At 55.3% G+C, this 13,087-nt stretch carries 12 protein-coding genes; 10 read left to right on the top strand and 2 right to left on the bottom strand.

What is annotated here, in order from left to right; translation table 11 throughout:
- The first annotated feature begins 41 nt into the window (after positions 1–41).
- Positions 42–1,076 carry an L-rhamnose/proton symporter RhaT gene (gene rhaT, locus ACLW56_RS13175; RefSeq protein WP_330984226.1) on the top strand — a complete coding sequence of 345 codons (1,035 nt, stop codon included), beginning with the start codon at positions 42–44 and terminating at the stop codon, positions 1,074–1,076.
- Here rhaT and rhaR read toward each other — a convergent pair whose 3' ends face one another.
- Together rhaR and rhaS (ACLW56_RS13165) are read right to left on the bottom strand one after the other, a co-directional pair.
- Positions 1,077–1,925 (bottom strand): HTH-type transcriptional activator RhaR, encoded by an 849-nt coding sequence (gene rhaR, locus ACLW56_RS13170; RefSeq protein ID WP_330984225.1) that lies wholly within the window; start codon positions 1,923–1,925, stop codon positions 1,077–1,079. It lies immediately after the preceding gene.
- Positions 1,926–2,000: 75 nt separating this feature from the next.
- The gene (rhaS, locus tag ACLW56_RS13165) at positions 2,001–2,837 is read right to left on the bottom strand and encodes an HTH-type transcriptional activator RhaS (protein ID WP_330984224.1); all 837 of its coding nucleotides are present in this window, start codon (positions 2,835–2,837) and stop codon (positions 2,001–2,003) included.
- Positions 2,838–3,139: 302 nt separating this feature from the next.
- Here rhaS (ACLW56_RS13165) and rhaB point away from each other — a divergent pair, with 302 nt between their 5' ends.
- From rhaB to rhaM, 9 genes are all read left to right on the top strand, one after another.
- Positions 3,140–4,606, top strand: coding sequence for a rhamnulokinase (rhaB, locus tag ACLW56_RS13160; RefSeq protein ID WP_330984223.1), 1,467 nt, complete (start codon positions 3,140–3,142; stop codon positions 4,604–4,606).
- Complete coding sequence (rhaA, locus tag ACLW56_RS13155) at positions 4,603–5,862, top strand: L-rhamnose isomerase (RefSeq protein ID WP_330984222.1); 1,260 nt, start codon at positions 4,603–4,605, stop codon at positions 5,860–5,862. Before rhaB ends, rhaA begins: the two co-directional genes overlap by 4 nt.
- A 100-nt stretch (positions 5,863–5,962) precedes the next feature.
- Positions 5,963–6,793, top strand: a complete 831-nt coding sequence (gene rhaD / locus ACLW56_RS13150) for a rhamnulose-1-phosphate aldolase (protein WP_330984221.1) — start codon at positions 5,963–5,965, stop codon at positions 6,791–6,793.
- Positions 6,794–6,873: 80 nt separating this feature from the next.
- Positions 6,874–7,860: a rhamnose ABC transporter substrate-binding protein gene (gene rhaS, locus ACLW56_RS13145; RefSeq protein ID WP_330984220.1), complete on the top strand. Its 987-nt coding sequence runs from the start codon at positions 6,874–6,876 to the stop codon at positions 7,858–7,860.
- 120 nt (positions 7,861–7,980) lie between these two features.
- Positions 7,981–9,492 carry a sugar ABC transporter ATP-binding protein gene (locus ACLW56_RS13140; RefSeq protein WP_330984219.1) on the top strand — a complete coding sequence of 504 codons (1,512 nt, stop codon included), beginning with the start codon at positions 7,981–7,983 and terminating at the stop codon, positions 9,490–9,492.
- A complete protein-coding gene (locus ACLW56_RS13135) occupies positions 9,489–10,493 on the top strand; it encodes an ABC transporter permease (RefSeq protein ID WP_330984218.1) in 1,005 nt (334 codons plus the stop codon). Before ACLW56_RS13140 ends, ACLW56_RS13135 begins: the two co-directional genes overlap by 4 nt.
- Positions 10,490–11,494, top strand: a complete 1,005-nt coding sequence (locus ACLW56_RS13130) for an ABC transporter permease (protein ID WP_330984217.1) — start codon at positions 10,490–10,492, stop codon at positions 11,492–11,494. Before ACLW56_RS13135 ends, ACLW56_RS13130 begins: the two co-directional genes overlap by 4 nt.
- Positions 11,495–11,593: 99 nt before the next feature.
- Positions 11,594–12,742 (top strand): lactaldehyde reductase, encoded by a 1,149-nt coding sequence (fucO, locus tag ACLW56_RS13125; RefSeq protein ID WP_330984216.1) that lies wholly within the window; start codon positions 11,594–11,596, stop codon positions 12,740–12,742.
- Positions 12,739–13,053 carry an L-rhamnose mutarotase gene (gene rhaM / locus ACLW56_RS13120; RefSeq protein WP_330984215.1) on the top strand — a complete coding sequence of 105 codons (315 nt, stop codon included), beginning with the start codon at positions 12,739–12,741 and terminating at the stop codon, positions 13,051–13,053. The genes fucO and rhaM overlap by 4 nt, the downstream gene beginning before the upstream one ends.
- Positions 13,054–13,087 lie beyond the last annotated feature (34 nt).

The following is a 13,087-nucleotide window of genomic DNA, read 5'->3' as shown; positions in this document are numbered from 1 at the left end:
CAGATGAATGATTCATCGATGTAAAACGTTGAGGTTAAAAAATGAGTCACGCGATTACGATGGGTATCTTTTGGCATTTGATAGGCGCCGCCAGTGCAGCCTGTTTCTATGCCCCGTTCAAGCAAGTCAAAAATTGGTCCTGGGAAACCATGTGGTCCATTGGCGGTATTGTCTCCTGGCTTATTCTGCCGTGGGCCATCAGCGCCATACTGCTGCCGGATTTCTGGGCCTACTACGGATCTTTCAGCGCCTCCACTCTGCTGCCGGTCTTTTTATTCGGCGCAATGTGGGGCATCGGCAATATCAACTATGGCCTGACCATGCGTTATCTCGGCATGTCGATGGGCATTGGGATAGCGATTGGCATCACGCTGATTGTCGGCACCCTAATGACGCCAATCCTTAATGGCGAGTTTCACGTTCTGGTCGGCACCGAAGGCGGTCGTATGACGCTGCTCGGCGTGCTGGTTGCCGTCATTGGCGTGGGCATTGTGACCCGTGCGGGGCAGCTCAAAGAACGCAAAATGGGCATCAAGGCGGAAGAATTCAACCTGAAGAAAGGCCTGCTGCTGGCCGTGATGTGCGGGATTTTCTCTGCCGGCATGTCTTTTGCGATGAACGCGGCGAAACCCATGCATGAAGCTGCTGCGGCACTCGGCGTTGATCCCCTGTACGTCGCCCTGCCAAGCTATGTGGTGATCATGGGCGGCGGTGCGGTTATCAATCTCGGCTTCTGCTTTATTCGCCTGGCAACCAAGTCGAACCTGTCCGCAAAAGCCGACTTCTCGCTGGCAAAACGCATGATCATCGGCAACATCCTGTTTTCCGCACTGGCTGGCCTGATGTGGTATCTGCAATTCTTCTTCTACGCCTGGGGTCACGCAAGCATTCCGGCGCAGTATGACTACATGAGCTGGATGCTGCACATGAGCTTCTACGTGCTGTGTGGCGGTCTGGTTGGGCTGATTCTGAAAGAGTGGAAGTCGGCAGGTCGTCGTCCGGTGGGTGTGCTGAGCCTCGGTTGTGTGGTCATTATCATTGCTGCCAACATTGTCGGCCTGGGCATGGCGAACTGATTACGCCGCTGTTTTGTTACGATGACGCCACTGACCTGGCGTCATCCCCACTTCCCGATTAAACACCACCGAAAAGTAGTTACTGTCCTCAAAGCCGCAGTGCATCGCAATTTCCCCGATCATCAATTCTGAATGCTGCAACAGGTACTGTGCGTGGCAGATTCGCAGCTGGCGTAAATAGTGGTTGATGGTCATCCCGGTTTGCGTCCTGAACTGCTGACGTAGCGTGCGCTCGCTGCAGGCCTGCTGCTCACAGAATTTATCCAGCATGAAAGGTTTATTCAGGCTACCCGCCAGCGCGGTAAGCAATTTATCGAGCAACGCTTCGCTCTCGGTGGCGGCAAGATTGTCGGTGGCATAACGATGGCGGCGCAGCATCACCACCAGTTGGGCAAACAGCAGTTCAGCCATCTCATTGGAATGCGGGCAGCTTTTATAGCCTTCCTGTTCCAGGGCGGTGATCACCTGACGGGCCTGTGTCATGCCATTGCTGCCAATACGCCAGTGGGGAGCCCAGGTCGTGCCGTTCAGGCCGGGAATATGGGCGGCCCAGTCGAGGTTCAGGTTAAAGCGATCCGGACAGTAGATAATATTCTGCAAAACCAGATCGTTAACGGACGCATAGGAGTGTTTGTCTTCCGCACGGATATAAAAGAGATCGCCGCGAGTAATACGATATGGACGATCATTCAGAATATGCAGCCCGTTGCCGCGCCACACCAGAACCAGCTCGCAAAACTCATGCGTGTGCTCCGCAAAGACATTTTGCGGGTAGCGATCGGCCACAGCCACCGCCTGCTGCGGCGAGGCAAAGAAATCGGCCTTTCGGAGAATAAGCGGAGCGGACACGGCAAGACCTCAAACAGCGAATAACGTTCTCATTATTAGCTGTTTTTTCACTAAAAAACGGTGACTGGTCTCGCGTTACTGAAGCAGGGTATCCCGGCCCTGGCGAATATCGCGCGGCGACCAATTAAATTCCCGGCGAAAAAGCGTCGAAAAGTGATTACTGTCGCCAAAACCGCAGCGAAAAGCGATGTCTGTGACGCTTTCGTCACTGTGGCGCAGCAGATGGCGGGCTTTGGTTAAACGGATGCGATTCAGATAACGCTGAGGCGTCATGCCGGTGTGATGTTTAAGCTGGCGGTGCAAGGTTCTTAACGAGAGCGAAAAGCGGTCCGCGACCCCTTCCCAACAGACATCTTCGGCAAAGTGATCTTCCAGCCACGCCATCAGCTGGTTTAACCGGGCGTCATTATTGGTCGCCTCTTCAGCGAGGCTCCCTCTGCGCAACTGCACCAGAAGCTGCATGAACAGAATTTCCCGGTTAGCGATGGCATGCATATCATCACCTTCATGCAGATTCTCCAACTGCTGAATAATCAGCCGTACCTGCTGCAGCACAGACTGGTTCACACGCCAGTGTGACGGATAAACGCCGTCCTGCTCCTGCGGCAACAGTTTTTGCAGGCCGGAAAGAAACTGAAACGCATCGGGTGAACGGTACAGCACGTTGGTCAAACAGAGATTGTCTGTGTGCTCATACAAATGGCGGTCATGGTCACGAACAAAGCACACCGTTCCCCCGGTAATGGTGTACGGCTGGCCATTAAAAACATGAATGCCTGTGCCGTGTTCCACAATCACAATTTCATGAAAATCATGATGATGCTCCGGGAAAGCGGATTGTGGGAGCCGAGGCTCAATCGCCACAGGCGCATGCCCTGTCGGAAAAAAATCCACGCTGTGCAATACGGTCATCGTAGCCCCACCAAATGAGAAAAGTTATCAGGATAATAATCAGCCCCTGACGATCTCACCTTGAATTTTTGACAGCAAAGTGCGCAAACCTTGTCCGTTTTTCAAGAAACGACGGGAAAAATCAGGAAATGCGTCCAGCGTCACACCCGCATGTACCGGGATGATTACTGGAAATTGTGAACCCTCTCACGTTCATCTTTGCTTTCTTGCCAGCGGCCTTTTACGGCTGTCAGTAGTAAGAAGGTAGCCATGGCGGTGCTGTCCCACACTGTCTGTAATCACTATCAGAAGGACCCCCTGCCATGAGTTTTCGCCATTGTGTGGCTGTCGATCTAGGCGCATCCAGCGGACGTGTCATGCTCGCCCGCTACGATCATCAGAAACGAACCCTTGAACTGAACGAAATTCACCGTTTTGTGAATACGCTGCAAAAGATGAACGGCAGTGACTGCTGGGATCTCGACAGCCTGGAAGCCGAAATTCGCTGTGGCCTGAAAAAAGTTTGCGATAACGGCATCCTTATCGACAGCATCGGGATTGATACCTGGGGCGTGGACTACGTGCTGCTGAATAAAGACGGCAAGCGCGTCGGTTTACCTGTCTCCTATCGCGATAGCCGCACTCAGGGCGTCATGCAACGCGCTGAATCACAGCTTGGCCGTGCAGACATTTACCGTCGCAGCGGCATCCAGTTTTTACCTTTCAACACGCTCTATCAGTTCCGCGCGTTGGTTGAACAACAACCGGAAGACGTGGCGCAGGTCGCACATGCTCTGATGATCCCCGACTATTTCAGCTTCCGCCTGACCGGGAAAATGAACTGGGAATACACCAACGCCACCACCACCCAGATGGTCAATATCAACACCGATAACTGGGATGAAGACTTGCTCAATTGGGCAGGCGCTTCACGCGATTGGTTTGGCTCGCCAACGCATCCAGGCAACGTGATTGGTCACTGGATTTGCCCGCAAGGCAATCACATTCCTGTGGTTGCCGTCGCCAGCCACGACACCGCAAGCGCGGTCATTGCCTCACCGCTGGCCGACAAACATGCGGCCTATCTCTCTTCCGGCACCTGGTCACTGATGGGCTTTGAGAGCAAAACGCCTTGTACCAGCGATATCGCACTGGCGAACAACATCACCAACGAAGGCGGCGCAGAAGGCCGCTATCGGGTGCTGAAAAACATCATGGGGCTGTGGCTGTTACAGCGCGTGTTGAAAGAACAAAACATCACAGACATTGCGACGCTGATTGCCCTCACTGAGGAAATCCCGGCTTGTCGGTTTGTGATTAACCCGAACGAAGATCGCTTCATCAACCCGGACAACATGAGCGCCGAAATTCAGGCCGCCTGCCGCGAAAGCCGCCAGCCGGAACCGAAAAACGCAGCAGAACTGGCTCGCTGTATTTTCGACAGCCTCGCGCTGCTGTACGCCCGTGTGCTGCATGAACTTGCCGACCTCCACGGCCAGTCTTTCTCACAGTTACACATCGTGGGCGGCGGCTGCCAGAACGAGCTGCTCAACCAGCTGTGCGCGGATGCCTGTGGCATCACCGTCGTTGCCGGGCCGATTGAAGCCTCGACGCTCGGTAATATCGGCGTGCAGCTGATGACCCTTGATGAACTGAAAGATGTCGACGATTTCCGTCAGTTAGTGCGTGACAACCACGCCCTGACCACTTTTACCCCGAATCCGAACAGTGAGATTGCCCGGTATGTCGCGCAATCTCAGGCACAACAGACAAAGGAGCTTTGCGCATGACCACTCAACTAGAACAAGCCTGGGAACTGGCAAAACAGCGTTATGCCGCCGTAGGTGTCGACGTCGAGGAGGCGCTGCGTCAGCTCGATCGTCTGCCTGTCTCGATGCACTGCTGGCAGGGTGATGACGTAGCCGGGTTTGAGAATCCAGGCGGTGCGCTGACCGGCGGCATCCAGGCCACTGGCAACTATCCCGGCAAAGCACGTAATGCCACAGAACTGCGTGCCGACCTGGAACAAGCGCTGAGCCTGATCCCTGGGCCAAAACGCCTGAACCTGCACGCCATTTATCTTGAGTCTGACAAGGCTGTTGGCCGCGATGAAATCAAACCAGAACACTTCAAAAACTGGGTTGAGTGGGCGAAAGCCAACAAGCTGGGCCTCGATTTCAACCCGTCCTGCTTCTCGCATCCCAACAGCGCAGACGGCTTTACCCTTGCGCACGCCAACGATGAGATTCGCCAGTTCTGGATTGACCATTGCAAAGCCAGCCGCCGTGTCTCCGCCTATTTTGGTGAGCAGTTAGGCACGCCGTCAGTGATGAACATCTGGATCCCAGATGGCATGAAAGACCTGACCGTTGACCGTTTCGGGCCACGCCAGCGTCTGATGAACGCGCTGGATGAAATCATCAGCGAGAAGCTGAACCCGGCGCATCACATTGATGCCGTAGAAAGCAAACTGTTCGGTATCGGCGCAGAAAGCTACACCGTGGGCTCTAACGAGTTCTATATGGGTTACGCCACTAGCCGCCAGACCGCACTGTGTCTGGATGCCGGCCACTTCCACCCAACCGAAGTTATCTCCGACAAAATTTCGGCTGCCATGCTGTTTGTGCCTCGCTTGCTGCTGCACGTGAGCCGCCCGGTTCGCTGGGACAGCGACCACGTGGTGCTGCTGGATGACGAAACGCAGGCTATCGCCAGCGAAATTATCCGCCACGATCTCTTCGATCGCGTCCACATCGGCCTCGATTTCTTTGACGCGTCGATCAACCGTATCGCTGCGTGGGTCATTGGCACTCGCAATATGAAAAAAGCCCTGCTGCGCGCTCTGCTGGAGCCAACTGCAGAACTGCGCCAGCTTGAGCTGGATGGCGACTACACCGCCCGCCTGGCGCTGCTCGAAGAGCAGAAGTGCCTGCCGTGGCAAGCCGTCTGGGAAATGTATTGCCAGCGCAATGACACCCCTGCGGGCAGCCAGTGGCTGAACAACGTACGCGCTTATGAGAAAGAGGTGTTAGCAAAGCGCGGGTAATTCCACCCTCTCCCTGAGGGAAAAAGTCGGGGAGAGGGGAATCTTATGAGTAGGCCGGGTAAGCGCAGCGCCACCCGGCAATGTGAAGGAAAGAAAGACTATGCAGACCATTACTGATTCCTGGTTCGCTCAGGGCATGATCAAAGCCACCTCCGATGCCTGGCTGAAAGGCTGGGATGAACGCAACGGCGGCAACCTGACACTGCGTCTTGATGAAGCAGACATCGCCCCTTACGAAGCAGATTTTCACAAGCAGCCACGTTACATCGCGCTGAGCCAGCCGATGCCGCTGCTCGCCAATACACCGTTTATCGTCACCGGTTCCGGCAAATTCTTCCGTAACGTCCAGCTCGACCCAGCCGCTAACCTCGGTGTGGTGAAAGTCGACAGCGACGGTGCGGGCTACCACATTCTTTGGGGACTGACTCACGAAGCGGTGCCAACCTCTGAACTGCCAGCGCACTTCCTTTCCCATTGCGAACGCATCAAGGCGACCCACGGCAAAGACCGCGTGATCATGCACTGCCATGCGACCAACCTGATCGCCCTGACCTACGTGCTGGAAAACAACGCCAACCTCATCACCCGCAAACTGTGGGAAGGCAGCACCGAGTGTCTGGTGGTGTTCCCGGACGGCGTCGGCATCCTGCCGTGGATGGTGCCAGGTACCGATGAAATCGGCCAGGCAACCGCCATTGAAATGCAGCAACACTCGCTGGTGCTGTGGCCATTCCATGGCGTATTCGGCAGTGGCCCAACCCTGGATGAAGCGTTTGGTCTGATCGACACCGCGGAAAAATCGGCTGAAGTTTTAGTGAAGATTTACTCGATGGGTGGCATGAAACAGACCATCACCCGGGAAGAACTGGTTGCCCTCGGCAAGCGCTTTGGCGTCACCCCGATGCAGTCAGCGTTAGATTTGTACCAATAACAACATCGCGCCCCGCTCACTGAGACGGGGCGAAATTACACCTGCAATCCCTACAACTAACTCTTAGTGGAGTAAAAGCAATGAAAATAAAAGCAAGCTTGATCCTCACCGTTGCCGCATTGGCGTTGTCCGGTTCCGCATTAGCAGAAGTCAAAATTGCCCTCGTGGCAAAATCATTAGGAAATGGCTTTTTTGAAGCAGCGAACGTTGGCGCGCAGGAAGCGGCGAAAGAGTTAGGTGACGTCAAAGTCATTTATACCGGCCCAACCACCACCACCGCCGAAGCACAGATCGAAGTGCTCAATGGTCTGATCGCCCAGGGTGTCGATGCGATCGCCATCTCCGCTAACGATCCGGATGCTTTAGTGCCTGTGCTGAAAAAAGCCATGCAGCGTGGCATCAAAGTGGTTTCCTGGGATTCCGGCGTGGCGCAAGCGGGTCGGCAGATCCACCTGAATCCTTCGAACAGCCAGTTGGTGGGCGAAACCAACATGTCGCTTGCCGCCGATGCGCTGAAAGCGCTGAACGTCGAGAAAGGCGATGTCGCCATTCTGAGCGCCACCCCAACCTCGACCAACCAGAACACCTGGATTGCAGAAATGAAGAAAGTGCAGTCGCAGTATCCGTCCGTCAATCTGGTGACGGTCGCTTATGGCGACGATCTTTCTGATAAAAGCTACCGCGAAGCGGTCGGTCTGCTGAAAACCTGGCCTGACCTGAAAGTGATCGTCTCGCCGTCGTCTGTCGGGATTGTGGCCGCAGCGCAGGCAGTGAAAGATCAGGGCAAAATAGGCAAAGTGTATGTCACCGGTCTGGGCCTGCCGTCTGAAATGGCGGGCGCGGTGAAATCTGGCGCGACCAAAAGCTTTGCTATCTGGAACCCTATCGATCTGGGTTATGCCGCCACCTATTTAGCGGATGACCTGGTAAAAGGCACGGCAACCAAAACCGAAGCCAGCATGGGCAAACTGGGCAAAGTGCAGCTGGATGCTGAAGGCAACGGCGCGATGGCGAAGCCGTTTGTCTACGATGCGAGCAACATTGATAAGTTCTCCAAAATTTTCTGATCACCAACCCTCACCCCGGCCCTCTCCCTGAAAGGGAGAGGGGGAAAACCAGTTCTGCACTGTCCCCTCTCCCCTTTGGGGAGAGGGTTAGGGTGAGGGGAATCTTGCGGAGAACCCTCAATGACCACATCCACCCCGCTGCTCCAGCTCACGGGCATCAGCAAGTTTTTCCCGGGCGTACGCGCGCTGGAAAACGTGCAGCTCAGCCTATGGCCTGGCAAAGTCACCGCGCTGATTGGCGAAAACGGTGCAGGAAAATCCACGCTGGTCAAAGTGATGACCGGCATTTATCAGCCTGACGAAGGCGAACTGCTTTATAAAGCGATCCCTATTCAACTCCCCACGCCAGATTCAGCGCACAAAGTGGGGATCACGGCTATCCACCAGGAAACGGTGCTTTTCGATGAGCTGTCCGTCACCGAGAACATTTTTGCTGGTCAGTATGTGTATAAAGGCTGGCTGAAAAAGCTCGACTGGCCGGAAATGCACCGTCGGGCGCAGGCTTTACTGGCGCGTCTGGAAGTGCAGATTGATCCGCGTGCGACGTTAAAAACGCTTAGCATCGCCCAGCGCCACATGGTGGCTATCGCTCGCGCCCTGTCTTTTGATGCGCAGGTGGTGATTCTGGACGAACCGACGGCCGCGCTGTCTCAGCACGAAATTCTGGAGTTCTATCAGATAGTTGAGCGCCTGAAACAGGACGGCAAAGCCATTCTGTTCATTTCGCATAAGTTTGATGAAATTTTCGAACTCGCCGATCATTACACCATTCTGCGTGACGGCGTGTTCGTTGGTGAGGGAGATATTCACGACATCACCGAAGAACGGATGGTGGCGATGATGGTGGGCCGCTCCATCACCCAAACCTTCCCAAAAGTAGCCTGCGAACCGGGCGACACCGTGCTGGAAGTGAAAGACCTGTGCCATCCGACCGAATTTGCCCATATCAATTTCACCCTGCGTAAAGGCGAAATTCTCGGGTTTTATGGCCTGGTCGGTGCCGGGCGCACTGAACTGATGCAGGCGCTTTCCGGCGTGACACGCCCTTCTGCAGGCGAAATTCTGCTGAATGGCAAAGCCATGCAGTTCCACCAACCAGCCGATGCCATAAATGCGGGTATCGTCTGCGTGCCGGAAGAACGGCAAAAACAAGGGGCGATTATTCAGCTCCCGATTGCCCAAAACATCAGCCTGCCACAGTTACGTAAATTGAATCCTAACGGCGTTCTGCACGATGAACGCGAATGGCAACTGGCTGACGATTACGCCAAACGCCTGCAGGTGAAAGCCTTTAGCTGGCGGCAGGCGGTCGAAACGCTGTCTGGCGGCAATCAGCAAAAAGTCGTCATCAGTAAATGGCTCGCCACGCATCCGGAAGTGATCATTCTCGATGAGCCGACCAAAGGCATCGATATCGGCTCGAAAGCCGCTGTGCACCAGTTTATGTCCGAGCTGGTCGGCCAGGGACTGGCGGTGATCATGGTGTCCTCTGAATTGCCGGAAGTGATGGGCATGGCCGATCGCATCATAGTGATGCATGAAGGCCTGATGGTGGCGGAATACCGCGCAGGCGAAGCAACGGCGGAAGTGATTGTCAGTGCCGCCAGCGGTGCCGGGAGGGAAGCCGCATGATGCAGCAACTGCTAAAAAATCGCGAAGCCCTGCTCGCGGCGGTGATTGTGCTTCTGGTGTTGGCGATTGGCAGCCGCACACCGTCGTTTATCGCGCCGGGCAATCTGGTCGAGATGTTCAATGACACCTCGATTCTAATCATCCTCGCGCTCGGGCAAATGATGGTGCTGCTCACCAAGGGCATCGATTTGTCGATGGCGGCCAATCTGGCACTCACCGGGATGATTGTCGCTCTGCTCAATTTCCATCATCCGGATATTCCGGTCATCGCGCTGCTGGCGCTCGCCACGTTACTCGGCCTGCTGATGGGCATCATCAATGGGTTGCTGGTCTGGAAATTAGGCATCCCGGCGATAGTGGTGACGCTCGGCACCATGAGCATTTACCGCGGGATTATTTTCCTGCTGTCCAATGGCGGCTGGGTGAACGCCAATCAGATGAGCCCTGCGTTTCTCGGCCTGCAACGTACGCCTCTGCTCGGGTTGCCGGTGCTGAGCTGGTTTGCCATCGCAGCGCTGTTTATCGTGGGCTATTTCCTGCGCTACAGCCGTACCGGTCGTGCACTTTATACCGCAGGTGGCAACGCGACGGCGGCGTATTACACCGGCATCAACGCCGGAAAAATGCAGTTTGTCAGCTTCTGCCTGTCCGGTGCGTTGGCGGGTTTTTGCGGCTATCTGTGGATTTCCCGCTTTGCCGTGGCCTATGTCGATGTCGCTAACGGCTTCGAATTGCAGGTCGTGGCGGCTTGTGTGATCGGCGGCATCAGCACCATGGGCGGCACCGGGCGCGTACTCGGCTGTTTGTTTGGCGCTCTGTTTCTCGGCGTGATTAATAACGCCTTGCCGATTATCGGCGTTTCGCCTTTCTGGCAAATGGCAATTTCCGGCGCGGTCATTGTGATTGCGGTGGTGCTCAACGAGCGCGGCAACAAGCGTAAAGGGCGTCTCATTCTGCGTGATGCGGCGATGGCCCGACAGAAACAGGCGGTGAAATCATGAGTAAAATGCTGACCTCTGACGACATGCAGACGCCCTCACCGACCCCTTCTATTTTCCAGCGCCTGGCGTGCTGGGAAGGGTTTTTACTGTCGGTGACGCTGCTGGTCTTCGTGGCGAACGCCCTCGCTTCGCCTTACTTCCTCAACATCTGGAATCTTTCAGATGCAACGTTCAACTTCACCGAAAAAGCGATCATTGTGCTGCCGATGGCGATGCTGATCATCGCCCGGGAAATTGATCTCTCCGTGGCGGCCATCATTGCACTGAGTTCCACCGCGATGGGCTTTTGCGCAGCCGCAGGAATGGACACCCCGCTCCTCGTCTGCGTGGGGCCTGGCGTTGGCGTGTTGTGCGGGTTGCTCAATGGCTTGTTGGTCACCCGGCTCAACCTCTCTTCCATCGTGATAACCATCGGCACCATGAGCCTGTTCCGCGGAATTTCTTACATTCTGCTGGGCGATCAGGCGCTGAACCAGTATCCGGCAAGCTTCGCCTGGTTTGGCCAAGGCTACGTCTGGGAGGCGCTCTCCTTCGAGTTCACGCTGTTTATCGTGCTCGCCGTGGTGTTTACCTTCCTGCTGCATAAAACGAACTTTGGCCGCCGCACGTTTGCCATCGGCAATAACCCGACGGGTGCATGGTATTCCGGAATTAACGTCAAGCGTCACAACCTGATTTTGTTTGTGCTGGTAGGGTTGATGTCAGGCCTTGCCGCCGTGCTGCTGACGTCACGTTTAGGCAGCACGCGCCCCACCATCGCACTGGGTTGGGAGCTTTCGGTGGTGACCATGGCGGTGCTCGGCGGCGTCAATATCCTCGGGGGTTCAGGCAGTATGCCGGGCGTGATCATCGCCGCCTTCCTGATGGGTCTGGTGACCTTCGGCCTGAGCCTGCTTAACGTGCCAGGTATCGTGATGTCGATAATCATTGGCGCGATGCTGATCGTGGTGATTTCACTGCCCATTATTACTCGCCGGATCATGCAACGAAGACGGATCTAATGCCGGGTGGCACTGCGTTTACCCGGCCTACGAAGTTGTAGGCCAGACAAGCCCAGCGCCACCGGGCAGGAAAAATCAACAATGTTAAGGAGAATACATATGAGCTTTATGTTGGCACTTCCAAAAATCAGCCTGCACGGTGCAGGTGCTATTGGCGATATGGTCAATCTGGTCTCAGGCAAACAATGGGGTAAAGCCCTGATTGTCACCGACGGTCAGTTGGTCAAAATGGGGCTGCTCAATAGCCTGTTCACCGCCATGGACGAGCATGAGATGTCCTGGCAACTGTTCGATGAGGTTTTCCCAAACCCAACGGAAGCCCTGGTGCAAAAAGGGTATCAGGCTTATCGCGATGCCGAATGCGATTACATCATTGCCTTCGGCGGCGGCAGCCCGATTGATACAGCGAAAGCCATTAAAATCCTCACCGCAAACCCAGGCCCGTCAACAAACTATTCCGGCGTTGGCAAAGTGAAAAACCCAGGCGTGCATCTGGTTGCCATCAACACCACCGCAGGCACAGCAGCAGAGATGACCAGCAACGCGGTCATCATCGACAGCGAGCGCCAGGTCAAAGAAGTGATTATCGACTCGAACATTATTCCGGATATCGCGGTAGACGATGCCAGCGTAATGCTCGATATTCCTGCTGCCGTGACCGCAGCAACAGGTATGGATGCACTGACGCACGCTATCGAAGCCTATGTTTCCATCGGTGCGCATCCACTGACTGATGCCAACGCGCTGGAAGCGATTCGTTTGATCACGCTTTGGCTGCCGCAAGCAGTGGACAATGGCCACAATCTGGAAGCACGCGAGCAAATGGCCTTCGGTCAGTATCTGGCGGGGATGGCCTTTAACAGCGCCGGTCTGGGTTTGGTGCATGCCCTGGCGCATCAGCCTGGCGCAACCCACAACCTGCCGCACGGTGTTTGTAACGCCATCCTGCTGCCCATCATCGAAAACTTTAACCGACCAAAAGCCGTGGCGCGTTTCGCTCGCGTAGCACAAGCCATGGGTGTTGAGACTCGTGGAATGACAGATGAAGCGGCGAGCATGTCGGCGATTCAGGCCATTCGCGATCTGAGCGCCCGAGTGGGTATTCCTTCTGGCTTCAGCAAACTCGGCGTGACCAAAGCGGATATCGAAGGCTGGCTGGACAAAGCCCTCGCTGATCCGTGCGCACCATGCAACCCGCGCACCGCCAGCCGCGACGAAGTGCGTGAACTCTATCTGGAGGCTTTATGATCCGCAAAGCGTTTGTCATGCAGGTGCATCCGCACACGCACGATGAATATGAGCGCCGCCATAATCCAATCTGGCCAGAGCTGGAATCGGTGCTTAAAGACCACGGCGCGCACCATTACGCTATCTATCTGGATAAAGCGCGGAACCTGCTGTTCGCCACGGTAGAAATTGAATCCGAGGAACGCTGGAATGCTGTCGCCAGCACCGATGTCTGCCAGCGTTGGTGGAAATACATGGGTGAAGTGATGCCGTCTAATCCGGATAACAGCCCGGTGAGTACGGAACTGAAAGAAGTGTTCTGGCTGGAATAATCTCTGTTGTCCTCTGCTGCTTTGGTGGCAGAGG

This window comes from Pantoea sp. sgz302252 (genome assembly GCF_047713085.1).
Lineage (GTDB): Bacteria > Pseudomonadota > Gammaproteobacteria > Enterobacterales > Enterobacteriaceae > Scandinavium.
This window is presented reverse-complemented; position numbering and strand designations above follow the sequence as displayed.